We start from the raw sequence: 26753 nt of genomic DNA, 5'->3' as shown, positions 1-26753 counted from the left end.
TGCGTAAAGACGGTAAGTTTTTCCGTCCACGTCTTCCCGTTTCGTTCAAGTTAGTATAAAACAGCAGGTTTTAAAGGACTTATACCCTGGCGTCTCAGCCGGGGTATTTCACTACGCTTAATTTTGCCCGGAGCAACATGAACACATATTCCGTTTCCCGTCTGGCGCTGGCGCTGGCCTTCGGCGTGACGCTGTCCGCCTGTAGCTCGACGCCTGCCGATCAACAGCCCTCAACGCAGACTGCACCGGGCACTACCGCGCGTCCCATACTCAACGCCGAAGAAGCGAAAAACTTCACGCCGGCGGCCTATTTCCAGTCGCTGGCTCCCAACGCCGCCGCCTGGACGCCGTCTGCTATCAGCCTGCCGGCGCAGCCTGACTTTATCGTCGGCCCTGCGGGAACCCAGGGCGTAACCCATACCACCATTCAGGCGGCGGTGGATGCCGCAATTGCCCGTCACTCTAACCGTCGTCTGTATATCGCGATTATGCCGGGCGAGTACCCGGGAACCGTCTACGTTCCGGCGGCGCCGGGCGCCCTGACCCTGTATGGTACTGGTGATAAGCCAATCGACGTGAAAATCAGCGAAGCCATTGATTCCGAGATGGATCGCAACACCTGGCGTCGTCTGGTCAATCCAGGCGGTAAATATATGCCGGGTAAACCGGCGTGGTATATGTTCGACAGTTGCCAAAGCAAATCCGCGGCGACCGTCGGCGTAATGTGTTCCGCAGTCTTCTGGTCACAGAATAATGGTCTGCAGCTGCAGAACCTGACCATCGCCAACAACCTCGGCGACAGCGTTGACGCCGGTACCCACCAGGCGGTGGCATTGCGCAGCGATGGCGACCAGGTGCAGATCAATAAGGTCAATATTCTTGGCCGTCAGAACACCTTCTTCGTGACCAACAGCGGCGTGCAAAACCGTCTGCAGGACAACCGTCAGACCCGCACCCTGGTGACCAACAGCTACATTGAAGGCGATGTGGATATCGTTTCCGGCCGCGGCGCGGTGGTGTTTGATAACACCGATTTCCGCGTGGTGAATTCCCGTACCCAGAAAGAGGCCTACGTCTTCGCGCCGGCTACTCTGAAGAGCGTGACCTACGGCTTCCTGGCGACCAACAGCCGCTTCACCGCCTCCGGGGATAACGTCGCGCAGCTCGGCCGCGCGCTGGACGTCGATGGCAACAGCAATGGCCAGGTGGTGATCCGCGACAGCGCTATCAATGAAGGCTTTAATATTGCCCAGCCGTGGGCGGCGGCGGTAGGCTCCGGCCGCCCGTTCAGCGGCAACACCGGCAGCGCCGATGACAAAGGCAATCTGCAGCGCAACCTCAACGACAACGGCTTCAACCGCATGTGGGAGTACAATAACCGCGGCGTGGGAAGCACCGTGGTCGCCGAGCCGAAACAGTAAAGCGCAACAAGCGTGAACCATAATAAAAGAGAGGGCGATGCCCTCTCTCAAACTGCTGACAACGTGCAATCTTCAGGAATTGCCCGGCGGCGCTGCGCTTGCGCGGCCCTACAGATAACTGCATAACGGTTTGATATTGAAGTCTTTCGTAGGCCGGGTAAGGCGAAAGTCGCCACCCGGCAGAAATGCGAGCACAATGACGAAACAGGTTTGTCGTCAGCCAGAGAGAGGGCGATGCCCCCTCTTTTCTTTTTCGTTCAGCGCTTCACGCCGTCAGGCGGAACGCCATTTGCGGGTCAGCGGTTTTTCCAGTTCCACGATCAGGAACATGGCGAAGCCGATGATAAAGGTGATCACCCAGTAGCGGAACGGCAGCCCGGTGGTGCCGAACAGCATCTGCATAAAAGGCGCGTAGATAATCAGCAGCTGCAGCAGCAGCAGTACGCCGCTGACGATCCAGATCCCTTTGTTGGCCAGCAGACCTTTGGTTAACGAGAATCCATCCGATACGCGGCAGTTCAGCATATAGAACCACTGGGCGGTGACCAGAGTCTGCAACAGCACGGTACGGATAAACTCCGGCGAATAGCCGCGCGGCTGCAGCCAGGCTTCGAGAATAAAGGCGCTGACCGCAATCATTGACCCCACAAACGCTACGCGCCAGATGGCAAAGCCGTCCATCACGTGAAGGCTGTATGACAGCGGTGACCTTTTTCACCATCTATAACACCTGGGATCGCTTTGATTATGACTATCACTGGATCCTCGGGCTGCTGACCTTTATCTCGACCATCGCGACGCCGCTGTTTTTTGTCGTGGCCGGCTATCTTGATGCGCAGACGCGCCACGATGCCAACTGGCAAATTGGTAAAATTAAAAGCGTGGTCATCGTCTTTCTGTTTTGGGTGACGGTCTATTATGTCTGGGAGCCTTACCAGCGCGGCTACCTGATCCAGCCCTGGTTTATTTTCGCCCTGATTGTCATCTATACCTTTCATCCTTTGATCGCCTGGCTCAGCCAGCGGCGCGGGCTCTTTTTCGCCGTGCTCCTGACGCTGCTGTGCTGCTCCTACGGTTACGACCTGCTCTCGGTGATCTACCCGGACAGACATCTTTTCAGTTTGCCGCCGCAGTATCGCCTGTGGACATGGCTACTGTTTTATTTAACCGGGCAGTTGTTTAACGATCCAAAGGTCGCGGAGTGGATACGCAACCCACAGGTGATTAAAGGATCGATTATCGCCCTGCCCTTTGTCTATTTATTTACCTGGTTTTATGAACGCCATTTCTTCTTCGCCCTGTTTAAAGCAGATCGTAATGCGTTCATTCTCACGGGATCGCAAATTTATATCCTGATCGTCCTGCTGGTGATCGCCGCTAACGCCGTGCAGTTTAAAAAGAACCGCGAGTGGAAAGAGGCCGTGCTGGCGACGGTCAGTAAAGCGATGACCGGAGTTTATATCCTCCACTATTCCGTGTTTCACCTGCTGGTGATGCTCATCCCTGTGCATTCGCTAGCCACCAAGTTGGGGGTAATAGCGCTGACCTTTGTCCTGTCGGTGCTCATTTTCCTTGCCGCGCTCTCCAGTACGCTGCTCAGGAAGGTGATTACCTTGTAACCGACAACGGGACGATTTAGCGGAAGCTCCACTGGATACTGATCACAAACACGCTGGGAATAATAATGCCGCTTTCAACGGCTAAATAATCGGTGAAGTTATACTGGATAGCGTGGTAGATATAGGGTGAAAAGCCGATCCCCGTGGCGTCCTTAAAGTCTTTATAGGAGCCATGATCGCCGCAATGCTCAAAGGCGTCGAAGAAGAATTCGCCGGTATAGCCGTAAACGCCTTTGAAGGTCCACCCGCTGCCGCTGTGGTACCAGTCTCTTCTCACCCCCAGCGCCAGGCAGCGATCGTTGAAGCTGTTATTCATAGTGCCAAGCAGAAGGCTGTATTTGGAGTCTGCAGAGAATTTCCGCTCCACTGAGAAAAAATGATTTTCGAAATTCTCTGTATATTGTCCGTGATTATTGGTCAGATGGTAAACATAGGAACCGGTATTCACCGAATAGAGGTTAAGTTCGTTCGCCTGCGCGAGAGAGGCTAACCCGGCCAGGAGCATCACGCTTTTGCCGCGCATTTTCCCTCCTCAGTCCTCAAGGCCTGTCCAGGGACAGAAAGCTTTTGCCGTATTTACCGGTCGTGACAGGGGTATAAGACTCGACAGGGAAATGGGGGAAAAATAACGATGCCAAACCGCCGCGTCGTTACCAAAAAGCGTAGCACAGCCCTTATTCGCCAACAAATCGAATGGGCCGTTTACGACATGGCAGACGTTACCCCTTTACCTTACTGTGCAAAAAGCAGACAAAGCCTCATCATATTTTCCGCTATGCTCAGAGTCCGACGCGGAAGAAAGCCACCTGTCGACGACAGCGTTGCTGTTTACCCCTTCGCTCGTCGGCGCAATTTCATGCATTTCGCCAGCCATGACAGAATTTTCACAATTGGCTTTCTTCTACCATCATCAGCTTCTTCCCGCTGGTTTTACAACGAAATCCTGCACAACCCGACTTTTCTGTACAAGTTATCACTTAATAAAATTGTTATAAATCAACAAATTAAAACACACACAAAAAATAAGCCGTTACGTTGTACATATAGTAATGAAAAAAGTTGTTCATAGTGAAATCAGCGTCTATAGTTTTGGAGTGTTAACTGCTTGTTGCGCAACAAAGCGGGGAAGCTTGACGATTGCGCAGCGAGTCAGACGGTGGTTCCTGGTTATACATTTCCTGTTCGTGACTTGGCGCGTACCAACGGTACGTTGCGACTTTTATTGTCTGTTTGCTTTATACGTGGGAGAGTTCGAGCTATGCATATTAAAAATACCATTCCAGCAGAGTTTGTCTTCAATTCGGCCCTGATGAAGAATATTGAGAATACGCTCATTAAGCAGCACAGAACGGTAAATAATGAGCGGATGATTACGGAAATCCAGCATCGTCTGCAAACGGAAAGTAACGAAATACTTTCCGATCTCTATCTGCAGGCGCTGGATATGCTGTACAGCAAACCTCATCATTAAATAAACCCACTGTGCTGGCAGCAGGCTTCGACCTGCTGTACCGGCGCGCCTGGGTCTCTATCGGCTAACTGAGGCAAAAAAATGTCACACCATAATACTTGCTATCGTTCTGAGCATTACGATCTGTGGTTTGATAATGGTTTTCTTCTCTATGGGATGTCGCTGATCCTGAATAGCCTGCCGGCATCTTACTTCCGTAAAAAACATGTTTTCTTCACCAGCGACAATTATTTCGCGGTACTGCAGCACAACTATAATCGGCGGGATACATTATTTATTCTGTTAACCGAAGGCAACGATCTTAATTTTCTTAGTGAACTGCCTATGCTGCGCTTGCCGGCCAACTCGACGCCGGAAGAGTTAAAGATATTTCTGCATCAACCCACCCGCTATTACAAAACCCATCCGGCGCCAGGCGCCTCGGTGCAGTTTACCGAGCGGGAAAAGAAAGTTATTCAACTTATCAGCAATGGCGAAGCGGTCGCCAGCATTGGCCGGTCGCTAAACCTGCATATAAAAACCATTTATCAGATCCGGCTGAATCTGATTAAAAAGCTCGGCTGCAGCGGTAGAACCGATTTTTTTAATATCAGCCGCAGCGAAACGTTCAAATCCTGGAGCCAGATTCACCTGTAACCCAGCACTCAAGCCCTGATCCGCACCACGGATCGGGGCGCTTAATTTTGGCCGTGAAAATGGATGCTGAAGCCCTGCTCCTGCCAGTGGCTGAGCAGCTCCTCCTGCAGAGGCGTGGCGGCACGTCCGGTCCAGACGAAAATATGCTGCCCGGGAAATAGCTCAGGCCGCGGCGACTCCAGCGGTTCGGCGAGAACGTTGACATGCCAGCCGCGTTGGGAAAGACGCCATGCCTCCAGCCACAGACGCGTCCTGTCCTCATTGCTCCAGCCCACCAGCAGCGTCTCTTTGCCATTTTTTTTACGCGCTTCGGCGAGAAACAACGCTACGCAGTCAATTAACAGGCCGTCCAGCATGCTGCTAATCACCAGCGAGGTATTCTGATCCAGCTTGAGACGCTGTCGTACCGGCACTAACAGGCTATCGATGAGGGTATCAACGGGGTGTTGATGACTGAGCGCCATTAATTTGGCGCGGATTCTGGCGGGCTGCATATAACGCAGAATGGACATCATCTCTTCCTGAAGATGCGCGGATTCATCGCGCGCCGCCGGCAGGTTATCCTCCAGCAGCGCTTTGACTTTCCCTACTGATACACCGCGCTCTATCCAGCGCTTGATCTCTTCGATACGCAGGATATCTTCTTCATCAAATTGTCGATGCCCGCCTTCGCTACGCTGCGGTTTCAGTAGACCGTAACGACGCTGCCAGGCGCGCAGTGTGACCGGATTGATTCCGCAACGTTCGGCGACTTCACCGATACTGTAAAACGCCATAGCAGCCTCACATCAACCTGATACCTTAATACCTAAACTAACGAATTCAGGCATCCTGTACAACTCTATTTTCTTGTACAGATAAAGATATCAGGTTGCGGCTCACAGCGCCCGGGAAAAAAGATGAAAAAATGTTTAGCAGATTTCGCGGTGGTTCATTTTTTCTCCGGCCATGCGACGGCGGGTAGGCCCCCCAGGCGCGCGCTGGCGAACAAATTGCCCTGGAACTGTGAAATACCGGCTGATTCCAGCCACATCCACTCTTCAGCACGCTCAACGCCGACGGCTGAGACCGCAATCTCCAGAGAAGTACAGCATTTGATAATCGCCTGTACAATCGACTGGCGCGGTCCGTCCTGGTGGATATTGCGGATCAGCTCATGGTCGATTTTAATTCTGTCGGGTTGGTATTGCGCCAGCAGCGATAGCCCGGCAAACCCGGCGCCGAAGTGATCGATGGCAAGATTAATTCCCGCGCCCTTCAGTTTGCGCACCGCATCGGTAAAATCGTCCATCCGCGAAATCACTTCCCGCTCAGTGAACTCGACAATAATCTGCTCCGGAATAAGGTCATTGCGACTAATTTCGTCGAGCAGGAAAGCCACCGCATTCGGCGCTTTGACCATGGTCATCGGCAGTAAATTAATGCTTAACGCCTTATTACGTAAACCTAATTTTCCCGCCAGCGACAACGCCACCCGTTTACTGTGCAGGTCAGCGAGATAAATATCGTCCCCGGTCAGCCCGGCAAAATAGGCGCCGGGGGATTGCCCGTCCGGTGTACGCAACAGCGCTTCCCACGAAATAATTTCGCAGGCGAAAGGGTCGACAATCGGCTGGAAGGCAAAGGAACAACCTTCCGTATTATCGATAATCGGGGTATCAGGATAGAACGTCTCCTTATCAGGAATAAAAACCCAACTATCTGCGGAAGGAATCTCAAAATAGTTCGCTTTTTCTGTGGCTTCGACAAAAGTACGGAAAAATTGCAGCGCCCGGTCATCATAGGTGAGCTGATATTTTGACGTCCCCCGGTCCATCACCGCCTGCAGAACTTCCTCGCGATCGTGTTCGCGTAAATCAAACAGTTCCATCCCGACCTTACCAAAACGACGGGACGGCGCATAATCGCAAAGCAACTCCACCAGATTATAGTGGCGAGGATCCTGGCAGATATGCTGATAAATATCCTGAACCTTTTCTTCAGGCCCCTCAATGAGTTGAAAAAAATGCGTCCCGTTAAAAAGTAAAATACCGGTGACGTCCGCCTGCCCATTTCTTTCGTTTGCCCTGGCGACCATGGCCTCGATCGATTTGAATGAGACATTGTCGCAGATATGGCTGCGATAAATGATGGTGGTTAGCATAGTGATTCCAGATGGGAGGGATAAGCATTCACAGTAGCAGTTATCAGGCTAAGGGTCTCGTAAAACTACGTTTTGTCTTAACAAAAAAGATACACTAAAAATCCCTTTTTTGTGCAAGGTTTTCCCTTTTTTTCTTTCCTTGTACAACATGCAACGCTAAACCCCACCTTTACAAGCCAGAACCGCGCCAGGCAAAAAAAATTAAACAATTAAAAATCATATAGTTAAACTAACATGAATCATTATTGTGCAACTTTGTGTGTACAGGTTAATAATTATTGTATAAGTTTAATGGCAGTTAACAGATGAATGAAATGAAAGGAGCACATATGCAGCAGAATGGTTACATTCCAGATACAGCGAACGCAATTGCCCAGTATTTCAACAAAGCATCTTTGCCTTCCCAGCAGGAAACCCTGGGTCAGATCGTGATGGATATTCTTAACGAAGGGCGTCATCTCAACCGCAAAGCGCTATGCACCAAACTGTTGAGCCGCCTGGACCGCGCTCGCGCGCCGGAGGAAGAGAGCCACTATCAGACCTTAATTGGTCTGCTGTTTGCTGGCCAGGAATAACGTCATCGATCGTCGCCTGTTGCAGCGCCGCAGTAGCAGATGAGGGGCGATCGCTTCCACAAACCTGCTGCTGACCTGAATGCCGTTCGCCTATTCAGGAAAAGGGTGGCATGCATAGAGACGGTTATGAATAACAGTGAAACTGAGGAAATAACCGATGAAATCATCGGCGAGGCGGTTCTAGCGCTTCTGAAAACGAATCGCCCGATTACCACCCCGACCCTGCTGGTTCGACTTCGGTTAATGCAGGCGACAGAACCAGATCGCCAGCGTAGAAAGATCATCGCTGCCGTGATCGAAGAAATTTGCGCGAAGCTTATCCGTCAGCGGAAGTACGCGCCTTTACAGGTAAAGAAAATCAATGGCCGTTGGGAAACCAGAGGTTCGCTGGCGCCAGACAGCATGCCGTCGGAAGCTAAAAAGATCCACTGATTATCCCAACCATGGTGAATTAAACAGAGTGAGAATGTGATGAGACAGACTATGCATCAGCAACCAGATATTTACGCAAGACTGCAGGACACCGCGCTCTCCGACTATTTCCGTAACGCCGGTGATAAACTGGTTGATGAGTCCGCCGTCATGTCGCTCGCCATCAACAGTATTCTCCAGTCCGAGGGTCACCTGAACAATAAGGCCATTATTTTATGGCTGATTCAGGCGCTGGAAACCACCGATGACGTGGTGACCGCGGACGTGATCCGAAAAACGCTGGAGATTGTCGTTGGCTACACCATGGACGATATCTAACGTCGTCACGCTTCTGGCCCGCCAGGACAACGCCTTCTCCGCAGAGCCTGTCCGCTCTGAGCAAAAAAAACCTCGCTAAGGCGAGGTTTTTTCTTTTACCTGATGGCGGTTCAGTGGGCGTTGACCACCACCCACATCGGCCCCTGCCCAACCGCATAGCGGCCTTTCTCCTGCAGCAGTCCCTGCTCACCGACGATATCGTACACCGCGATATGGTGCGACTTCTGCCCGGCGGCAATGAGATATTTACCGCTGTGATCGAGGTTAAAGCCGCGCGGCTGGGTCTCGGTAGGCTGATAGCCTTCCACCGCCAGCACGCTACCATCTTCCGAAACGCTGAACACCGTGATGATGCTGGCGGTACGATCGCAGGCGTAAAGATGACGGCCATCCGGGGTGATATGAATATCCGCCGCCCAGCGCACGCCGCTAAAATCAGGCGGCATCATATCCAGGGTCTGTACACATTCGATGTTGCCCTTAGGATCTTTCAGCTCCCAGACGTCAATCGAGCTGTTTAGCTCATTGACGCAGTAACCATACTGCTGGTTGGGATGGAATACCATGTGACGCGGACCGGCGCCCTCGACGGTCGTCACTTCCGCGGGCTCCTGTGCCGAGAGGAAACCATCGTCGCTGAGGGTAAACAGGCAAATGCGATCCTGCTTCAGCGCCGGCACCCACAGGGTGCGATTATCCGGGGAGATATTGGCCGAGTGGCAGCCTTCCAGCCCTTCCACCACGGTGATGGTTTCGCCCGGCAGGCCATCGTGCAGCGGGGTCACGCTGACACAGCCCTGATTGTAGGAGGCGCTGAAGACAAAGCGGCCATGGTGATCGGTAGAGATATGGGTCGGGCTGCCCGGCAGCGCAGCTTCGCCCGCAAAGGTTAACGCCCCGTTATCCGGCGTGATGCGATAGGCCAGCACGCGAAACTCCGGACGAACGCCAACGTACAGAAATTCCTTGTTGGGGCTGACCACCATCGGCTGGACCTGCCCTGGGGCATCAACCACCTGCACCAGCGTCAGTTTGCCGTCCGCTTCAAGACTCCAGACATGGATTTGTTGGCTTTCCGGGCTGGCGGTATAAACGGTTTGTTTCATGACTACTCCTTCCCTCACTGCACGTGGAATTTTCATTTTCAGGATAACAGCACCCTGAAAATTATAAGACATCCGCCCATGATAATCGCATCGTCCGCCGAATTTCCGCCGGACGGCGGCACAAAGGGCATACAGACATTCACGGCAGATGTGGAAAAATTGGTCCTGACGCCACGGCGGTGTACCATCATGGCCAGGTCACTTTTCAACATCAACCGGAAATAACACATGACAACACGCGTGATTGCCCTGGATTTAGACGGCACCCTGCTTACCAGCAAAAAAACCATTCTGCCCGCTTCGCTGGAGGCGCTGGCCCGCGCCAGAGAGGCAGGCTATCAGGTCATCGTCGTCACCGGACGTCATCACGTCGCTATCCATCCTTTTTATCAGGCACTGGCTCTCGATACACCTGCAATTTGTTGTAATGGCACCTATTTGTATGATTATCACGCAAAAAAGGTTTTGGCCGCCGATCCTATGCCGGTGGAGCAAGCGGTAAGCCTCACTGCCATGCTTGCCAAACAGCAGATCCACGGCCTGGCATATGTGGACGACGCGATGCTTTATGAACACCCCACCGGGCATGTGATCCGCACCCGCAACTGGGCGCAGGCGTTACCGGAAGATCAGCGTCCAGTTTTCGCTCAGGTCGATTCGCTGGCGCAGGCGGTTCGCGAAGTTAACGCGGTATGGAAATTCGCTCTCACCGATGACGACATTCCCCGCCTGCAGCGGTTTGCGCAGCAGGTTGGCGAGACGCTGGGCCTCGAGTGCGAATGGTCGTGGCACGATCAGGTGGATATCGCGCGCGCCGGCAACAGCAAAGGCAAACGCCTGGCGCAATGGGTGGCCGACCAGGGGCTGTCGATGCAGGATGTGGTGGCCTTCGGCGATAACTACAACGATCTTAGCATGCTGGAAGCGGCGGGCACCGGGGTGGCGATGGGCAACGCGGTGGACGAGGTGAAAGCCCGCGCCAACATAGTCATCGGCGACAATGAGTCCACCAGCATCGCCGAGTTTATCTACCGCCAACTGCTGTAATCAGGCGGCGATCGACACGCTTTTGATCTGGGCAAACACCTGCTGACCTGGCGCTATCGCCAGGTCGTCCCGCGCCCATGGGCTAATCCTGGCCCATAGCAGACGGCCACTCACTCTGAGCTGCACTTCAATCTGTCCGTTGACCTCCAGACACTGAGCCACCTCGGCGCGCAAGATATTGCGGATGCTGGTCCCGGACGGCTGGGCCAGTGTCAGCGAAACGTCCGACGCCTGAATGCGGATCCGTGCGGTGTCACCTGCGGGACGTTCGAGCTGGTTGACCCACAGCAACTGGTCCCCCAGCGCCAGGGCCGTCATCGCATACTGCGGGTGCTGCGCGGCGACGGTGGCGCTAAGGATAGTACTCTGCTGCTCCGCCGGCAGCCAGGGGTGCATCACGCTGCTGCTCCAGACCTCCTCCAGCGGACCGAAAGCTTTCACCTTACCGGCCTCCAGCACCAGCACACGATCGGCCAGATGCTGGATCTCATCCAGCGAGTGGCTGACGTAGAGCATCGGAATATGAATCTCCTGCGCCAGCCGCTGCAGGTAGGGCAATAGCTCGCGTTTGCGCGGAATGTCCAGCGAGGCCAGCGGCTCATCCAGCAGCAGTAGCTCTGGCGCGGTCAGCAGGGCGCGGCCGATAGCCACTCGCTGCTTTTCGCCGCCGGATAACCGGCCCGGCAGACGATCCAGCAAGGGTGCAATCCCCAGCAGATCCACCAGCTTATCGAACTGGCTGACCATGGATTTCGCCATCCCATACTGCAGATTGCCGCGCACTTTATAATGGGGAAACAGGCGCGCATCCTGAAAGACATAGCCGATACGGCGCTGCTCCGGCGCCAGGCAGATACGCTGCGCGGTGTCGTTCAGCACCCGGCCATTGAGCACGATCCGCCCTGCCTGGGGTCGGGTCAGGCCGCTGATGGCGTTAATCAACGAGGTTTTGCCCGCGCCGGAGACGCCAAAGACGGCGGTGATCCCGCTGGCGGGCAGAGTTTCACGGATCTGCAGGCAGTGGCTACCGAGGGTCTGGGTAAAGTCCAGCTCCAGCATCATTATCCTCCCATGCGCTGGCGGCTCACGCGGGCCAGCCATTCCGAAATCAGCAGCGAAACCAGCGCCAGACCGATGGCGATGAGGCAGAGGCGGGCCGCCGCCCCCTCCCCGCCCGGGGTTTGAATCAAGGGGTACATCGCCGAAGGGAGGGTGCGCGTTTCACCGGGAATATTGGAAACGAACGTGATGGTCGCGCCAAACTCCCCTAACGAGCGGGCGAAGGCCAGCACCGTGCCGACAATAATCCCCGGCAGAGTCAACGGCAACGTAATGGTCAAAAATACCCGCCAGCGGCTGGCCCCGAGGGTTCTCGCCGCTTGCTCCAGTTTGACGTCCACCCCTTCCAGCGCCAGGCGAATGGCGCGCACCATCAGCGGGAAAGACATCACCGCCGCCGCCAGCACCGCCCCGCGCCAGCTAAAAGCAAAGCTGATGCCGAACCAGTCATACAGCCAGCTGCCAATAAACCCGCGCCGCCCCATGGCCACCAGCAGCAGGTACCCCACCACCACCGGAGGCAGCACCAGCGGCAGATGGAGAATACTGTCGAGCAGGGCCTTGCCGGGAAAGGTGCGCCGGACCAGCAGCCAGGAAAAAAAGATGCCAAAGGGCAGGCTCAAGGCCACCGCCAGGGAGGAGACTTTCAGGCTCAGCAGCACCGCCTGCCATTCGGGTTCGCTCAGAAACATCAGCGGGTGGTAAATCCGTAACGTTTAAAGATAGCGGACGCTTCCGGCCCTTTCAGGTAGTCATAGAAGGCGCTCACGGCCGCATTGCGGTGCCCATCGACAATCGCCAGCGGGTACTCGACTTTCTGATGCGAGGCTTCCGGGAAGGTGCCGACCACTTTCACCCCCTTGCTGGCCACGGCATCGGAGCCATAGACAATCCCCAGTGGCGCTTCGTTGCGCTCCACCAGCGCCAGCGCACCGCGCACGTCTTCAGCCGGGGCGAGCTTCGGCGACAACGTCTCCCAGGCACCGAGTTTCTGCAGTGCTTCTTTGGCATAGATACCGGCCGGGACATGCTGTGGATCGCCCACCGCCAGACGGCCTCCTTTCAGCAGGCTGGTCCAGTCGGTTTTCTCATCAATGGTTATCGCCCCCTGCGCACTGGCTTTCGGCGCGACCACCACCAGGCTGTTGCCAAGCAGAGTGGCGCGGGTTGCCGGATCGATGGCCTTTTTATCTGCCGCGTAATCCATCCATTTCTGATCGGCGGAGATGAACAGGTCCGCTGGCGCACCCGCTTCTATCTGCCGCGCCAGCGTCGACGACGAGGCAAACGACGACACGACCTCGACGTTTTTTTCTTTCTTGTACGCCTGGGCAATATCCTGCATCGCGTTGGTTAACGATGCGGCGGCGAAAACGGTCACTTTACCCTCTGCCGCCAGCGCCTGACCCGCGACGCACAGCGTGAGTGATACCCCGACAACCCCGCGTAACCAAGAACCTGCCATCTTACTCTCCTGTCAATGCGTTATGTAGTCGATAATATAACGATATGCGAAGCGTTTTTATAGTGACACAGGACAATAAAAAGAAGGGAAATGATACAGGAGGGAAATAGCACAGCGCCCGGTTAAACCGGGCGCCGGGAAATCAGTGATTTTGCTGGCTGCGATCTTTGTGGCCTACGCCGGAGAAGAGGTTGAACACTTCGCCAAGACCGTAAATCAGTCCCAGGATGACCGCCATCACCACCGGTACCATGATGACCGCAAAAACCAGACTTTTCAAAAGCTCTAACATGGTTCACTCCAGATAGTATGATTTCCTGATTGTAACGATTTCAGCCGAAAAAACACGTCCCATTTGTGCGGTGGGTAATGACCAACCGCGCAGAGAGGTTTTGCAAGTGGGCGACTATCGGTCACAATACCCTTTTTTGTCAGGAAACGATTATGCAGGCCGAAATTCTTCTCACCCTTAAGCTACAGCAGCGCCTGTTTGCCGATCCGCGGCGGATCGCCCTGCTCAAACAGATTGACCAGACCGGTTCGATAAGCCAGGGGGCGAAGCATGCGGGTATCAGCTATAAGAGCGCTTGGGATGCCATCAATGAGATGAACCAGCTCAGCGAACAGCCGCTGGTGGATCGCGCCACCGGCGGAAAGGGCGGCGGCGGCGCGGTGCTGACCCGCTACGGGCAGCGTCTGATCCAGCTGTACGATCTGCTGGCGCAGATCCAGCAGAAAGCGTTTGATGTACTCAGCGATGACGATGCCCTGCCGCTGGATAGCCTGCTGGCGGCCATCTCGCGCTTTTCCCTGCAGACCAGCGCCCGCAACCAGTGGTTCGGCACCATTACCGGCCGCGATCGCCAGCAGGTGCAGCAGCACGTGGAAGTACTGTTGGCTGACGGAAAAACCCGCCTGAACGTCGCCATCACCGCGCAAAGCGCTGAGAAGCTGGGACTCGATGAGGGCCAGGAGGTGCTGGTCCTGCTCAAAGCGCCATGGGTCGGCATCACCCTCGATCCCGCAGCAGCCCGCCAGGCCGATAACCAGCTGTCGGGACGTATCAGTCATATCGAATGCGGGTCCGGACAGTGCGAAGTACTGATGACCCTGGCGGACGGTCAAACCCTGTGCGCCACCCTGCCACAGGCGCAGGCCGCTGGCCTGGCGGAAGGAACGGAGGCGATCGCTTACTTCAATGCCGATCGCATCATTCTCGCGACGTTATGCTGACCCCATTGACATTACGCGCCTGAAGTCGTATCCCTGATGCACATCGCTGCAAAAAATGGGATACATCATGTCATCATTGCAAATTTCGCAAGGCACGTTTCGCCTGAGCGATACAAAGACCTTAAAAATAGACCACCTGAGCGTGGCGGCGGGTGAAAGCTGGGCGTTCGTCGGCAGCAACGGCAGCGGCAAATCCGCCCTCGCGCGGGCCCTGGCAGGCGACCTGACCCTGCTCAGCGGCCAGCGCGAAAGCCACTTCTCCCGCGTGACCCGCCTCTCCTTCGAACAGTTGCAGAAGCTGGTCAGCGACGAGTGGCAGCGCAATAACACCGACCTGCTCAGCCCTGGCGAAGAAGATACCGGCCGCACCACCGCGGAGATTATCCAGGATGAGGTGAAAGATCCTGCCCGCTGCGCGCGCCTGGCCGAACAGTTTGGCATCAGCGCCCTGCTGGACCGCCGGTTTAAATACCTGTCGACCGGGGAAACGCGTAAGACCCTGCTGTGTCAGGCCCTGATGACCGATCCGCAACTGCTGATCCTCGATGAACCTTTCGACGGTCTCGACGTCAACTCCCGCCAGCAGCTGGCTGCCCTGCTGGCCGACCTGCACAGCGCCGGCATCACCCTGGTGCTGGTGCTCAACCGCTTCGATGAGATCCCGGAGTTTGTGCAATTCGCCGGCGTGCTGGCTGACTGCATCCTTAGCGAGACCGGCGAGAAGTCTTCCCTGCTGCAGCAGGCGCTGGTCGCCCAGCTGGCGCACAGTGAAAAACTGGACGGCATCACCCTGCCGGAGCCGGATGTCCCACCGGCCCGTCATGCGCTGGCAGACTCGGCGCCGCGTATCGTGCTCAACGACGGCGTGGTCTCCTATAACGATCGCCCGGTCATCAATCACCTCTCATGGACCGTGAATCCAGGCGAACACTGGCAGATCGTCGGTCCCAACGGCGCCGGTAAATCTACGCTGCTGAGCCTGGTCACCGGGGATCATCCGCAGGGCTACAGCAACGATCTCACGCTCTTTGGCCGCCGGCGCGGCAGCGGTGAGACCATCTGGGATATTAAAAAGCATATCGGCTACGTCAGCAGCAGCCTGCATCTGGACTACCGGGTCAGCACCAACGTCCGCAACGTCATCCTGTCGGGCTATTTTGACTCGATCGGCATTTATCAGGCGGTCTCCGACAAGCAGCATAAGCTGGTGCAGCAATGGCTGGATATTCTCGGCATCGATAAGCGCACCGCCGACGCGCCGTTTCACAGTCTGTCGTGGGGCCAGCAGCGGCTGGCGCTTATCGTCCGCGCGCTGGTGAAGCATCCAACCCTGCTGATCCTCGATGAACCGCTGCAGGGGCTGGACCCCCTCAACCGCCAGCTGGTGCGCCGCTTTGTCGACGTGTTGATTGGCGAAGGGGCCACACAGCTGCTGTTTGTCTCGCACCATGCGGAAGATGCCCCGGACTGTATTACCCATCGCCTGGCGTTCGTCCCCAGTGGAGACGGTTACACTTATCAGCTCGGCCCCGTGGCCTGACGCCCCCTGCCGGGGATCGAAAGATCCCTGGTATTTTTCAGAAAAATAGCGCCAAACAAACCTAAGACATTGAATTAAAATTAAAAATATAAAATTTACGTTATTTACACCCCAAGTGTAAACGATTCCACTAACTTGCCCTATGTCACACTTTTCACTTCTTTGATATGCTATCTTCCTCACAAACGATAAGCCGAATGGAGCGAATCATGAAAGTTCTGGTTACAGGTGGTAGCGGTTACATTGGAAGTCATACCTGCGTTCAACTGCTGCAGCAGGGACACGAGGTGGTGATCCTCGACAATCTCTGCAACAGCAAGCGCAGCGTACTGCCGGTGATTGAACGTCTCGGCGGCAAAGAAGCCACCTTTATTGAAGGCGATATTCGTAACGAAGCGCTGATGACGGAGATCCTCCACGATCACGCCATTGAGGCAGTGATCCACTTCGCCGGGCTGAAAGCCGTCGGGGAGTCCGTCGCCAAGCCGCTGGAATATTACGACAATAACGTCACCGGCACACTGAAATTAGTCTCTGCCATGCGCGCCGCTGGCGTGAAGAACTTTATCTTTAGCTCCTCCGCTACCGTCTACGGCGATCAGCCGAAAATCCCGTATGTCGAAAGCTTCCCGACCGGCACCCCGCAAAGCCCTTACGGCAAAAGCAAGCTGATGGTAGAGCAGATCCTGACCGACCTGCAGAAAGCCCAGCCGGAGTGGAGCATTGCCCTGCTGCGCTACTTCAACCCGGTCGGCGCCCACCCGTCGGGCGACATGGGGGAAGACCCGCAGGGGATCCCGAACAACCTGATGCCCTACATCGCCCAGGTCGCCGTTGGCCGTCGCGAATCGCTGGCCGTTTTTGGTAACGACTATCCGACCGAAGATGGTACCGGCGTGCGCGATTACATCCATGTGATGGACCTCGCCGATGGCCACGTCGCGGCCATGGAAAAACTGGCTGACAAAGCCGGGGTGCATATTTACAACCTTGGCGCCGGCGTCGGCAGCAGCGTGCTCGACGTAGTCAATGCTTTCAGCAAGGCCTGCGGCAAACCCATTAACTACCATTTCGCGCCGCGCCGCGATGGCGACCTCCCGGCCTACTGGGCGGATGCTGCCAAGGCCGACCGCGAGCTGAACTGGCGCGTAACGCGCAACCTGGACGAAATGGCGCAGGACACCTGGCACTGGCAGTCCCGTCATCCGCAGGGTTATCCAGACTAAGGAACCTTCATGAGCGTATTTAACCCCGTTGACCATCCACATCGTCGTTATAACCCGTTAACCGGACAGTGGATTCTGGTTTCTCCGCATCGCGCCAAGCGCCCCTGGCAGGGGGCGCAGGAAACGCCGGCAAAACAGACCTTGCCGGCCCACGATCCGGACTGTTTCCTGTGCCCGGGCAACACCCGGGTGACCGGCGACACCAACCCGAATTACACCGGTACCTACGTATTTACCAACGACTTTGCGGCCCTGATGACCGACACCCCGGACGCACCGGAGAGTGACGATCCGCTGATGCGCTGCCAGAGCGCCCGCGGCACCAGTCGGGTGATCTGCTTCTCGCCAGACCACAGCAAAACGCTGCCGGAACTGAGCCTTGAAGCGCTGGAAGACGTGGTTAAAACGTGGCAGGAACAGACCGCGGACCTCGGGAAAAGCTACCCGTGGGTGCAGGTTTTTGAAAACAAAGGGGCAGCGATGGGCTGCTCCAACCCTCACCCGCATGGTCAGGTGTGGGCCAACAGTTTCCTGCCCAATGAAGCGGAACGGGAAGACCGTCTGCAGAAAGAGTATTACGCCGCACAGGGCCAGCCGATGCTGCTGGACTATGTGCAGCGCGAACTGGCCGACGGCAGCCGCACGGTGGTGGACACCGAGCACTGGCTGGCGGTGGTGCCCTACTGGGCCGCCTGGCCGTTCGAAACGCTGCTGTTGCCGAAAGCGCACGTGCAGCGCATTACCGATCTCACCGACGCCCAGCGCAGCGATCTGGCGCTGGCGTTGAAAAAGCTGACCAGCCGTTACGACAACCTGTTCCAGTGCTCATTCCCCTACTCCATGGGCTGGCACGGCGCGCCGTTTAACGACGAAGACCATAACCACTGGCAGCTTCATGCCCACTTTTATCCGCCGCTGCTGCGCTCCGCGACGGTCCGCAAGTTTATGGTTGGTTATGAAATGCTGGCCGAAACTCAGCGCGATCTGACCGCCGAGCAAGCTGCCGAACGACTGCGCGCCGTCAGCGACGTCCATTTTCGTGAATCCGGAGTGTAATGATGAGTCTGAAAGAGAAAACCCAAACCCTGTTTGCTGACGCCTTCGGCTACCCGGCCAGCCATGTCATTCAAGCGCCAGGCCGCGTCAACCTGATCGGCGAGCATACCGATTACAACGACGGTTTTGTGCTGCCCTGCGCTATCGACTACCAGACGGTGATCAGCTGTGCGCCGCGCGACGATCGTACGGTGCGGGTGATTGCCGCCGATTACGACAATCAGACCGATGAGTTCTCTCTCGACGCGCCGATTATCAGCCACGACACCCAGCAGTGGTCGAACTATGTCCGCGGCGTGGTAAAGCATCTGCAGCAGCGTAACAGCCACTTTGGCGGCGCGGATCTGGTGATCAGCGGTAATGTACCGCAGGGTGCGGGGTTAAGCTCCTCAGCCTCGCTGGAAGTCGCCGTCGGCACCGTGTTCCAACAGCTGTATCATCTGCCGCTGGATGGCGCGCAAATCGCCCTCAACGGCCAGGAGGCGGAAAACCAGTTCGTCGGCTGCAACTGCGGCATCATGGATCAGCTGATTTCAGCGCTGGGCAAAAAAGACCACGCGCTGCTGATCGACTGCCGTTCGCTGGGCACCAAAGCCGTCTCGATGCCGAAAGGCGTGGCGGTGGTGATCATCAACAGCAACTTTAAGCGTACCCTCGTCGGCAGCGAGTACAACACCCGTCGTGAACAGTGCGAAACCGGCGCGCGCTTCTTCCAGCAGCCCGCCCTGCGCGATGTCACCCTTGAGCAATTTAACGCCGTCGCCCATGAGCTGGATCCGGTGGTCGCGAAGCGCGTACGCCATGTGCTGACGGAGAATGCCCGCACTGTGGAAGCCGCCAGCGCCCTCGAAAAAGGCGACCTGAAGCGGATGGGTGAGCTGATGGCAGAGTCCCACGCCTCGATGCGTGATGATTTCGAGATCACCGTCCCGCAGATCGACACCCTGGTGGAGATCGTTAAGGCCGCGATCGGCGATAAGGGCGGCGTGCGCATGACCGGCGGCGGCTTTGGCGGCTGCGTGGTAGCGTTAATCCCGGAAGAACTGGTCGATACCGTTCAGCAGGCCGTTGCCAACGAGTATGAAGCGAAAACCGGTATTAAAGAGACATTCTATGTCTGCAAACCGTCGCAGGGGGCTGGCCAATGCTAACGCAAACCACCGCGCTGGCCCCGGACGGCCAGCCATGGCAGCAGGTGACCCTGCGCAATAAGTCGGGGATGACCGTCACCGTGGCGGACTGGGGCGCGACGCTGCTCAGCGCCGAGGTGCCGCTGGCCGATGGCAGCCTGCGCCGACCGCTGCTGGGCTGCGCAAAGCTGGAAGACTATGCTCGCCAGGCCGCATTTCTTGGCGCCTCGGTAGGCCGCTACGCCAACCGTATCGGCCACAGCCGCTTCCCGCTTGACGGCCAGGTCGTCAACGTCACGCCGTCAAACGACGCGGGCCACCAGCTCCACGGCGGCCCGGAAGGGTTTGATAAGCGCCGCTGGCGCATTGTCCGCGCCGACGAGCAGGAAGTGCTGTTCGCCCTGACCTCGCCCGATGGCGATCAAGGCTTTCCGGGCACCCTGCAGGCCACCGCGCACTATCGTCTGAGCGACGATAACCGCATCGCGATTACCTATCGCGCCACCGTGGACCAACCCTGCCCGGTGAATATGACCAATCACGTCTATTTCAACCTCGACGGTGAGCAGGGCGATGTGCGCCAGCATCAGCTCCAGATCCTCGCCCAGAGGTATCTGCCGGTGGAAAGCGACGGTATCCCGGATGGCGAACTGAAAGATGTTGCTAACACCAGCTTTGATTTCCGCCAGCCGAAAACCATCGCCGCCGACTTCCTCGCGGATGCCGATCAGCAAAAGGTGAAGGGATACGATCATGCCTTCCTGCTGGATGCCAAAGGCGACGCCAGCCAGCCCGCGGCACAGGTCTGGTCGCAGGATGGCAAGCTGCAGATGACGGTCTATACCTCCGCTCCGGCGCTGCAGTTTTACTCCGGCAACTATCTCGGCGGCACCCCGTCGCAGACGACGGAGCCCTACGCCGACTGGCAGGGACTGGCGCTGGAGAGCGAATTCCTGCCGGATTCGCCGAACCATCCGCAATGGCCGCAGCCGGACTGTGTATTACGTCCGGGCCAGGAGTACGTCAGCCTGACGGAATATCAGTTTATCGCCCGATAATCGCCAGCGCCCTCCATCAGGGGGCGCTGCTTTTCGTCCCCGCCCTCCTCTCTGCCGCCTCTTTTTTCAGCAACCTGCTCTATTTTCCGTCACCAAAGGACAAAAAAATAACCTGTGTATTACAAGCACCTTACACTGCGCCACTATTTTCGCTATGGTTAGGGATAAGCATTGCCGTGCGCCAAATCACGGCAATATAATGAGAATAGTTATCAATCAATAACACATACACCATCACATTCAGCGCACCGTTCGCGGCGCGAGGGATGGCGTGTAGAGAGGAGTGAGAGAATGGCTGTAACTAAGCTGGTACTGGTTCGTCATGGCGAAAGCCAGTGGAACAACGAAAACCGCTTCACCGGTTGGTACGACGTGGATCTGTCCGAGAAAGGCGTTAGCGAAGCGAAAGCAGCGGGTAAACTGCTGAAGGCTGAAGGCTTCAGCTTTGATTTTGCTTATACTTCCGTGCTGAAACGTGCCATCCACACCCTGTGGAACGTGCTGGACGAACTGGATCAGGCCTGGCTGCCGGTTGAGAAATCCTGGAAGCTGAACGAGCGTCATTACGGCGCGCTGCAGGGCCTGAACAAAGCGGAAACCGCTGAGAAATACGGTGACGAGCAGGTTAAACAGTGGCGTCGCGGCTTCGCTGTCACTCCGCCGGAGCTGACCAAAGACGACGAGCGCTACCCGGGCCACGATCCGCGCTATGCAAAACTGACCGACGCCGAACTGCCGACCACTGAAAGCCTGGCGCTGACCATCGACCGCGTCGTGCCTTACTGGAACGAAACCATTCTGCCGCGCCTGAAAAGCGGTGAGCGCGTGATCATCGCCGCTCACGGTAACTCCCTGCGCGCGCTGGTGAAATACCTCGACAACATGGGCGAAGACGAGATCCTCGAACTGAACATCCCGACCGGCGTACCGCTGGTGTATGAGTTCGATGAAAACTTCAAGCCGATCAAACATTACTATCTGGGTAACGCGGAAGAGATCGCGGCGAAAGCTGCTGCCGTCGCCAACCAGGGTAAAGCGAAGTAATTTCTCCTGGTGAGAACAAAAAAGCGTGGAAATCTCCACGCTTTTTTTATGACCTGCGCTAGCGCGGAGTAGCTTAGCCGCGGCGGGTTTTCACCGCTTCCGCCAGCTGACGCAGGATCGTTTCGGTATCCTCCCAGCCGATGCAGGCGTCGGTGACGCTCTTGCCGTAGGTCAGCGGTTCACCGCTCTCGAGGCTCTGGTTGCCTTCCACCAGATGGCTTTCAATCATCACGCCCATAATGGCGCGCTCGCCGCCGGCGATCTGCTGGCATACGTCGGCGCCCACTTCCATCTGCTTCTTGAACTGCTTGCTGGAGTTGGCATGGCTGAAGTCGATCATCACCTGGGCCGGAAGACCCGCTTTCGCCAGACCGATTTTCACCTCCGCGACGTGCTTCGCGCTGTAGTTAGGCTCTTTGCCGCCGCGCAAAATAATATGGCAGTCGCCGTTACCGCTGGTATTCACGATGGCGGAGTGGCCCCACTTGGTGACCGACAGGAAACAGTGCGGCGCGCCGGCGGCGTTAATCGCATCGATAGCCACCTTGATGGTGCCATCGGTACCGTTTTTAAAGCCCACCGGGCAGGAGAGTCCGGAGGCGAGCTCACGGTGCACCTGGGATTCGGTGGTACGCGCGCCAATGGCGCCCCAGCTCATCAGATCGGCGACATACTGCGGGGTGATCATATCGAGGAATTCCCCCGCCGCCGGCAGGCCGCTGTCGTTAATGTCCAGCAGCAGTTTGCGCGCGATGCGCAACCCGTCGTTGATGCGGAAGCTGTTATCCATATGGGGATCGTTGATGAGCCCTTTCCAGCCGACGGTGGTGCGCGGTTTTTCAAAATAGACCCGCATGACGATCTCGAGCTCGCCCTTCAGCGCCTCGCGCAGGGTCAGCAGGCGGGCGGCATACTCTTTCGCCGCTGCCGGATCGTGAATAGAACAAGGCCCAATCACCACCAGCAGACGGTCATCGTCGCCTTTGAGGATCTGATGGATCGCTTTGCGAGCATGTGCAACGGTGTTTGCAGCATTTTCGGTAGCAGGGAATTTTTCCAGGAGCGCAACGGGAGGTAATAATTCGTTGATCTCTTTAATGCGTAAATCGTCGTTCTGATAATTCATCTTCTTTCCAGCGTTGCCATACTTATTCAATGAAATGCAATCCCTCCAATCTATCTCTTCGCTGAAATAGTGTAAACGTGATTTTACAGTAGTGATGGAATAATCCTGGAAATAGGCAAAAATACGCCATAAAGTAGCGAAACCAGGCTCATGAACTACAATATTTAACTGTTAAAGCTAATTAAGTCTTACGTTTCAGGATTATATAGTGACACTGCGATCGTCTGCGGAGTCTTAAACCATAGCGAGTCAGATCCCTGGCACACTCACCGCGGGAAGCGCATTTCCCCTTCCCGGCTTAACAGGAGTATCCGATGAATATGAAAAAACTGACGACCCTTTTGCTCACCGCCACCTTAGGTCTTGCCAGCGGCGCGGCCCTGGCGGCAGACACCGGTGCCCAGTCCAATAATGGCCAGGCCAACTCTTCCGCGGATGCCGGTCAGGTGGCGCCGGATGCCCGTGAGAACGTGGCGCCGAACAACGTGGACAATAGTCAGATCAACTCTGGCTCTGGGGGCACCACGGGCTCGACGATGACCCAGGATAATATGTCGAGCGATGAGGTACATAAAAACTCGATGTGTAAAGACGGCCGCTGTCCGGACACCGGTAAAAAACTGGACAACGGCGGCAATACGACCCAAGACAACAGCAAAACCGACGGCACCACCCAGTAACACATGAGGTGGGCAGATCGAAGAAAAGGCGAGCCGGTCTCGCCTTTTCTTCGTTTTTTATCGCTCTCTGTTTATGATGTCATAGCGTAATAATGATAACTATTAAGGGACGACACTATGGCGCACTCGCATTCGCACTCCTCTGTCCAGGCTCCGGATAACAGCAACGCCCGCCGGCTGCTATGGGCGTTTATCGTCACCGCCGGCTTTATGCTGATTGAAGCCGTCGGCGGCGCGATCTCCGGCTCGCTGGCCCTGCTGGCGGATGCCGGCCATATGCTCACCGACTCCGCCGCTCTGCTGTTTGCGCTGCTGGCGGTTCGCTTCGCCAGCCGCCCACCAAATGCCCGCCATACCTTTGGCTGGTTGCGTTTAACCACCCTGGCGGCGTTTCTCAATGCTATTGCTCTGGTGGTGATCACCATGCTGATTGTCTGGGAGGCGATTCAGCGCTTCCAGCATCCGCAGCCGGTAGCCGGCGTGACGATGATGGTCATTGCAGTCGCCGGTCTGCTGGCCAACGTGCTGGCGTTTTGGATCCTACATCGGGGTAGCGAGGAGCGGAATCTTAACGTACGCGCCGCAGCGCTACACGTGCTTGGCGACCTGCTGGGCTCGGTCGGCGCGATCGTGGCGGCCGTGGTGATCCTCACCACCGGCTGGACGCCTGTCGACCCGATTCTTTCCGTGCTGGTTTCCTGCCTGGTATTACGTAGTGCCTGGCGATTACTGAAAGAGAGTCTGAATGAATTGCTGGAAGGCGCGCCGCGTTCGCTGGATGTGGCGGCCCTGCAGCGGGATATCCGTCGCTCTATCCCGGAGGTACGCGATGTTCACCACGTCCACGTCTGGCTGGTGGGGGAAAAACCGGTGATGACGCTCCATGTACAGGTCGTTCCACCGCACGACCATGACGCGTTACTCAACCGCATCCTGCATTTCCTGGAACATAAATATGAAATTGCGCATGCCACGGTGCAGATGGAGTACCAGCCCTGCAGCGGCCCGGAGTGCCATCTCAACACGATGCACGCCGGGCACGATCATCACCACCACCATTAGCCAGAAAACGCGTGAGAACCTCGCTCACGCGCGCTGTTTATCCACATCCGGCTGCCGTTCAACGCAATGAACGTCAGCAAGAGGTATTCCAGCGACATGGCATAGACGCCCTGACGGGCAAAAATCACCACGCTTATCACGTTGACGATCACCCACAGCAGCCAGTTTTCAACATACTTGCGGGTCATTAAGATCATCGCCACCACCGACAGCACCGTCATGCAGGAGTCCCAGAACGGGAAAGCATCCGGCTGCAGTTCCGGCATAGTGACCTGCAAACCGAGCGCTTGCATCAGGCTGACCGCGATCCGCGTCAGGAAAGCAAAGAACGGGTTGATAAACAGGGTCAGCAAGCCGATCGCTACCACGCAGGCCGCCAGCCAGCCCAGCGCTTTGCTGCGCGGCAGCCAGCGGATCTGCAGCTCAGCCTCATGGTTGCTGCTTTGTCGCGACCATGCATACCAGCCGTAAACGTTAGCGGCAAAAAAGAACAGCTGCAGCAGCAGGCTGGCGTACAGCTGGATCTGAAAGAAGATGATGGCGAACAGCGTGACGTTGACCAGCCCGAAAGCATAGTTACTGATCTTCTCCAGGCTCGCCAGCCAGATACACAACAGCCCGGCAATCGTCCCCACGGCCTCTATCCAGGAGAGATCGTACCCCCCAGCGCCGATGGGTATATGTACTAAAATATTCTGCGTGCTAAAAAAATCCATTTCCTCCCCTCAGCGTCTGGCGACGCGACAATAGGTTATCCCCGTAGTGTAGCCGCAAAATCCAGCATCCGGTTAAGGGGAATTAATGCGCCGGTTCGCAGCGCTTCGTCGACATGGATTTCATGTGCAGCGCCGCCCTGCTCGAGACCCTCGGCAATGGCTTTCAGGCCATTCATCGCCATCCACGGACAATGCGCGCAGCTGCGACAGGTCGCTCCTTCGCCGGCGGTGGGCGCTTCCAGCAGCGTTTTCTCCGGCACCGCCTGCTGCATTTTATAGAAAATACCGCGATCGGTGGCCACGATCAGCTGGCGCTGGGGCAGGCTTTTCGCCGCCGCAATCAGCTGGCTGGTGGAGCCTACGGCATCGGCCATCTCAACGATCGCCTGCGGCGACTCGGGATGGACCAGCACGGCGGCTTCGGGATGCTGAGCCTTCATCCGCATCAACGCCTGGGTTTTAAACTCGTCGTGCACGATGCACGCCCCCTGCCAGCACAGCACGTCTGCGCCGGTCTGACGCTGAACGTAACGCCCAAGGTGGCGGTCCGGCGCCCAGAGGATCTTTTGACCAAGACTATCCAGATGGTCAATGAGTTCCACGGCGATGCTGGAGGTCACCACCCAGTCGGCGCGGGCCTTCACCGCGGCGGACGTATTGGCATAGACCACGACGGTGCGGTCAGGATGGGCGTCGCAAAAGGCGTTGAATTCCTCAATCGGACAGCCCAGATCCAATGAACACTCGGCGTTCAGGGTCGGCATCAAAATGGTCTTTTCCGGGCTGAGAATTTTGGCGGTTTCCCCCATAAAACGCACCCCGGCGACCAGCAGCGTGGAGGCCGAATGGCGGGCGCCAAAGCGCGCCATCTCCAGCGAGTCGGCGATACAGCCGCCGGTCTCTTCCGCCAGCTGTTGAATTTCAGGATCGGTGTAGTAATGCGCCACCATCACGGCATCGCGCTCGCGCAGCAGGCGCTTGATTTTTTCGCGGTAAAACTGCTTTTCGTCGACGGTCAGCGGCTGCGGTTTAGCAGGGAAAGGATAAATCGCCGTTTCAGGATCAAACATTACGCTCATCATGCAATCTCGTTTTACTGGCTTAACTCTACAACCGTCAGTATGGCCTTTCGGCGGCTTAACACGGTCATGGTGTTTTATATGCTAAACAAGATAGCCGATTACGAGCTAAAAGTCGTGATGAATTTTGTACATCAGACCCTTTTCCCGGGGACGGTGCTGCGCATCTGCCCGAACGACCGGTTCGTATCCTGTGCAGGCACGGTAAGCGCAGCGTGACCGTGGGAAAATGATGAATTAAGAAAGTATTAACATTGATGAGTGGCAGGGAAAATGCAGATAGCAAAAAGGCGCCTTTAGGGCGCCTTTTTACATTGGTGGGTCGTGCAGGATTCGAACCTGCGACCAATTGATTAAAAGTTCAACTGCTCTACCAACTGAGCTAACGACCCCTTGCGGGATTTTACTGCTGCCATCATTCAGGATGGTGGGTCGTGCAGGATGACTCGACTTCGCCTCGCCCTTCGGGCCGTTGCTGTCGCAACGTTATCCTTCACGTTCAGCATCTGAG

Annotated in this window: 30 protein-coding genes, 2 tRNA genes and 1 pseudogene (1 of these 33 running past the window's edge); 18 read left to right on the top strand and 15 right to left on the bottom strand. The window is 56.4% G+C overall.

From position 1 onward, the window contains the following. The first annotated feature begins 137 nt into the window (after window positions 1-137). On the top strand, window positions 138-1421 hold the full coding sequence (locus HMPREF3140_RS25465; RefSeq protein ID WP_004142122.1) for a putative acyl-CoA thioester hydrolase: 1284 nt from the start codon (window positions 138-140) through the stop codon (window positions 1419-1421). A gap of 273 nt (window positions 1422-1694) precedes the next feature. Here the strand turns inward: HMPREF3140_RS25465 and HMPREF3140_RS25460 are convergent. Continuing rightward, a pseudogene (locus HMPREF3140_RS25460) lies at window positions 1695-2117 on the bottom strand (cation transporting ATPase C-terminal domain-containing protein); the annotation flags it as partial. Between HMPREF3140_RS25460 and HMPREF3140_RS25455 the strand changes: the two are divergent. Then, window positions 2117-3040, top strand: coding sequence for an acyltransferase (locus HMPREF3140_RS25455; protein WP_032411077.1), 924 nt, complete (start codon window positions 2117-2119; stop codon window positions 3038-3040). The pseudogene HMPREF3140_RS25460 and the gene HMPREF3140_RS25455 sit on opposite strands and share 1 nt — an antisense overlap. Before the next feature lie 16 nt (window positions 3041-3056). Here the strand turns inward: HMPREF3140_RS25455 and HMPREF3140_RS25450 are convergent, their stop codons facing one another. Both HMPREF3140_RS25450 and HMPREF3140_RS29015 read right to left on the bottom strand, forming a co-directional pair. Continuing rightward, window positions 3057-3563, bottom strand: coding sequence for a hypothetical protein (locus HMPREF3140_RS25450; protein ID WP_032411075.1), 507 nt, complete (start codon window positions 3561-3563; stop codon window positions 3057-3059). 204 nt (window positions 3564-3767) lie between these two features. Continuing rightward, window positions 3768-3914, bottom strand: coding sequence for a hypothetical protein (locus HMPREF3140_RS29015; protein WP_032411073.1), 147 nt, complete (start codon window positions 3912-3914; stop codon window positions 3768-3770). Window positions 3915-4298: 384 nt separating this feature from the next. Here HMPREF3140_RS29015 and HMPREF3140_RS25440 point away from each other — a divergent pair, with 384 nt between their 5' ends. Continuing rightward, entirely contained in the window at window positions 4299-4511 is a 213-nt protein-coding gene (locus tag HMPREF3140_RS25440; RefSeq protein ID WP_002895280.1) for a biofilm development regulator YmgB/AriR family protein, read from the top strand. Between the two features lie 81 nt (window positions 4512-4592). Beyond that, window positions 4593-5147: a helix-turn-helix transcriptional regulator gene (locus tag HMPREF3140_RS25435; protein WP_004151695.1), complete on the top strand. Its 555-nt coding sequence runs from the start codon at window positions 4593-4595 to the stop codon at window positions 5145-5147. A 41-nt stretch (window positions 5148-5188) separates the two neighbouring features. Here the strand turns inward: HMPREF3140_RS25435 and HMPREF3140_RS25430 are convergent, their stop codons facing one another. Together HMPREF3140_RS25430 and HMPREF3140_RS25425 are read right to left on the bottom strand one after the other, a co-directional pair. Next, window positions 5189-5923, bottom strand: coding sequence for a MerR family transcriptional regulator (locus HMPREF3140_RS25430; protein WP_004176830.1), 735 nt, complete (start codon window positions 5921-5923; stop codon window positions 5189-5191). 155 nt (window positions 5924-6078) lie between these two features. Next, entirely contained in the window at window positions 6079-7290 is a 1212-nt protein-coding gene (locus tag HMPREF3140_RS25425) for a diguanylate phosphodiesterase (RefSeq protein ID WP_004176831.1), read from the bottom strand. Window positions 7291-7619: 329 nt separating this feature from the next. Here HMPREF3140_RS25425 and ycgZ point away from each other — a divergent pair, with 329 nt between their 5' ends. The 3 genes from ycgZ to HMPREF3140_RS25410 all read left to right on the top strand — a co-directional run bounded on the left by ycgZ (window position 7620) and on the right by HMPREF3140_RS25410 (window position 8615). Further along, entirely contained in the window at window positions 7620-7865 is a 246-nt protein-coding gene (ycgZ, locus tag HMPREF3140_RS25420; RefSeq protein ID WP_004151693.1) for a regulatory protein YcgZ, read from the top strand. A 126-nt stretch (window positions 7866-7991) separates the two neighbouring features. Further along, window positions 7992-8297, top strand: a complete 306-nt coding sequence (locus HMPREF3140_RS25415) for a hypothetical protein (RefSeq protein ID WP_004147654.1) — start codon at window positions 7992-7994, stop codon at window positions 8295-8297. Between the two features lie 51 nt (window positions 8298-8348). Then, window positions 8349-8615, top strand: coding sequence for a biofilm development regulator YmgB/AriR family protein (locus HMPREF3140_RS25410; RefSeq protein ID WP_002895168.1), 267 nt, complete (start codon window positions 8349-8351; stop codon window positions 8613-8615). Window positions 8616-8725: 110 nt separating this feature from the next. On the opposite strand, the gene pgl is transcribed toward HMPREF3140_RS25410, so the two are convergent. Then, window positions 8726-9721 (bottom strand): 6-phosphogluconolactonase, encoded by a 996-nt coding sequence (pgl, locus tag HMPREF3140_RS25405; RefSeq protein ID WP_004183458.1) that lies wholly within the window; start codon window positions 9719-9721, stop codon window positions 8726-8728. Window positions 9722-9949: 228 nt separating this feature from the next. Here pgl and HMPREF3140_RS25400 point away from each other — a divergent pair, with 228 nt between their 5' ends. Further along, complete coding sequence (locus HMPREF3140_RS25400) at window positions 9950-10768, top strand: pyridoxal phosphatase (protein ID WP_002895164.1); 819 nt, start codon at window positions 9950-9952, stop codon at window positions 10766-10768. On the opposite strand, the gene modC is transcribed toward HMPREF3140_RS25400, so the two are convergent. From modC to HMPREF3140_RS25380, 4 genes are all read right to left on the bottom strand, one after another. Continuing rightward, window positions 10769-11827, bottom strand: a complete 1059-nt coding sequence (modC, locus tag HMPREF3140_RS25395; protein ID WP_032425448.1) for a molybdenum ABC transporter ATP-binding protein ModC — start codon at window positions 11825-11827, stop codon at window positions 10769-10771. Between the two features lie 2 nt (window positions 11828-11829). Next, window positions 11830-12519 (bottom strand): molybdate ABC transporter permease subunit, encoded by a 690-nt coding sequence (modB, locus tag HMPREF3140_RS25390; RefSeq protein WP_070553158.1) that lies wholly within the window; start codon window positions 12517-12519, stop codon window positions 11830-11832. Next, the gene (modA, locus tag HMPREF3140_RS25385; protein ID WP_004176834.1) at window positions 12519-13292 is read right to left on the bottom strand and encodes a molybdate ABC transporter substrate-binding protein; all 774 of its coding nucleotides are present in this window, start codon (window positions 13290-13292) and stop codon (window positions 12519-12521) included. Before modA ends, modB begins: the two co-directional genes overlap by 1 nt. Before the next feature lie 142 nt (window positions 13293-13434). Then, window positions 13435-13584 carry an AcrZ family multidrug efflux pump-associated protein gene (locus HMPREF3140_RS25380; protein WP_002895156.1) on the bottom strand — a complete coding sequence of 50 codons (150 nt, stop codon included), beginning with the start codon at window positions 13582-13584 and terminating at the stop codon, window positions 13435-13437. 152 nt (window positions 13585-13736) lie between these two features. Here HMPREF3140_RS25380 and modE point away from each other — a divergent pair, with 152 nt between their 5' ends. From modE to gpmA, 7 genes are all read left to right on the top strand, one after another. After that, entirely contained in the window at window positions 13737-14525 is a 789-nt protein-coding gene (modE, locus tag HMPREF3140_RS25375) for a molybdenum-dependent transcriptional regulator (RefSeq protein WP_002895154.1), read from the top strand. Between the two features lie 67 nt (window positions 14526-14592). After that, window positions 14593-16065, top strand: coding sequence for a molybdate ABC transporter ATP-binding protein ModF (modF, locus tag HMPREF3140_RS25370; protein WP_023316586.1), 1473 nt, complete (start codon window positions 14593-14595; stop codon window positions 16063-16065). Between the two features lie 209 nt (window positions 16066-16274). Next, the gene (gene galE, locus HMPREF3140_RS25365; protein WP_004183448.1) at window positions 16275-17291 is read left to right on the top strand and encodes a UDP-glucose 4-epimerase GalE; all 1017 of its coding nucleotides are present in this window, start codon (window positions 16275-16277) and stop codon (window positions 17289-17291) included. A 9-nt stretch (window positions 17292-17300) separates the two neighbouring features. Further along, window positions 17301-18347: a galactose-1-phosphate uridylyltransferase gene (gene galT, locus HMPREF3140_RS25360; protein ID WP_002895147.1), complete on the top strand. Its 1047-nt coding sequence runs from the start codon at window positions 17301-17303 to the stop codon at window positions 18345-18347. Window positions 18348-18349: 2 nt separating this feature from the next. Further along, the gene (gene galK / locus HMPREF3140_RS25355) at window positions 18350-19498 is read left to right on the top strand and encodes a galactokinase (protein ID WP_004176842.1); all 1149 of its coding nucleotides are present in this window, start codon (window positions 18350-18352) and stop codon (window positions 19496-19498) included. Then, window positions 19492-20535, top strand: a complete 1044-nt coding sequence (gene galM, locus HMPREF3140_RS25350; protein ID WP_032411070.1) for a galactose-1-epimerase — start codon at window positions 19492-19494, stop codon at window positions 20533-20535. Before galK ends, galM begins: the two co-directional genes overlap by 7 nt. Window positions 20536-20826: 291 nt before the next feature. Beyond that, window positions 20827-21579, top strand: a complete 753-nt coding sequence (gene gpmA / locus HMPREF3140_RS25345) for a 2,3-diphosphoglycerate-dependent phosphoglycerate mutase (protein ID WP_002895089.1) — start codon at window positions 20827-20829, stop codon at window positions 21577-21579. A gap of 73 nt (window positions 21580-21652) precedes the next feature. Here gpmA and aroG read toward each other — a convergent pair whose 3' ends face one another. Continuing rightward, complete coding sequence (gene aroG / locus HMPREF3140_RS25340; RefSeq protein ID WP_002895086.1) at window positions 21653-22705, bottom strand: 3-deoxy-7-phosphoheptulonate synthase AroG; 1053 nt, start codon at window positions 22703-22705, stop codon at window positions 21653-21655. Window positions 22706-23019: 314 nt separating this feature from the next. Between aroG and HMPREF3140_RS25335 the strand changes: the two genes are divergently transcribed. Continuing rightward, window positions 23020-23385: a YbgS-like family protein gene (locus HMPREF3140_RS25335; protein WP_002895084.1), complete on the top strand. Its 366-nt coding sequence runs from the start codon at window positions 23020-23022 to the stop codon at window positions 23383-23385. Between the two features lie 117 nt (window positions 23386-23502). After that, the gene (gene zitB, locus HMPREF3140_RS25330) at window positions 23503-24447 is read left to right on the top strand and encodes a CDF family zinc transporter ZitB (protein WP_004147641.1); all 945 of its coding nucleotides are present in this window, start codon (window positions 23503-23505) and stop codon (window positions 24445-24447) included. Here zitB and pnuC read toward each other — a convergent pair. Together pnuC and nadA are read right to left on the bottom strand one after the other, a co-directional pair. After that, the gene (gene pnuC, locus HMPREF3140_RS25325) at window positions 24444-25163 is read right to left on the bottom strand and encodes a nicotinamide riboside transporter PnuC (RefSeq protein WP_004151689.1); all 720 of its coding nucleotides are present in this window, start codon (window positions 25161-25163) and stop codon (window positions 24444-24446) included. The two genes, zitB and pnuC, sit on opposite strands and share 4 nt — an antisense overlap. A gap of 35 nt (window positions 25164-25198) precedes the next feature. After that, a complete protein-coding gene (nadA, locus tag HMPREF3140_RS25320; protein ID WP_023279696.1) occupies window positions 25199-26242 on the bottom strand; it encodes a quinolinate synthase NadA in 1044 nt (347 codons plus the stop codon). A gap of 69 nt (window positions 26243-26311) precedes the next feature. Between nadA and HMPREF3140_RS28480 the strand changes: the two genes are divergently transcribed. After that, entirely contained in the window at window positions 26312-26461 is a 150-nt protein-coding gene (locus HMPREF3140_RS28480; protein WP_004218635.1) for a hypothetical protein, read from the top strand. 96 nt (window positions 26462-26557) lie between these two features. Here the strand turns inward: HMPREF3140_RS28480 and HMPREF3140_RS25310 are convergent. Both HMPREF3140_RS25310 and HMPREF3140_RS29010 read right to left on the bottom strand, forming a co-directional pair. Next, window positions 26558-26634: transfer RNA gene (locus HMPREF3140_RS25310), tRNA-Lys, on the bottom strand. A gap of 33 nt (window positions 26635-26667) precedes the next feature. Continuing rightward, a tRNA-OTHER gene (locus HMPREF3140_RS29010) sits at window positions 26668-26753 on the bottom strand (it continues 51 nt past the right edge of the window).

This window comes from Klebsiella sp. HMSC16A12 (genome assembly GCF_001808265.1).
In the GTDB taxonomy this organism is placed as follows: domain Bacteria; phylum Pseudomonadota; class Gammaproteobacteria; order Enterobacterales; family Enterobacteriaceae; genus Klebsiella; species Klebsiella pneumoniae.
The sequence above is the reverse complement of the archived record's forward strand: the minus strand, read 5'-3'. Positions and strand labels throughout refer to the sequence as shown.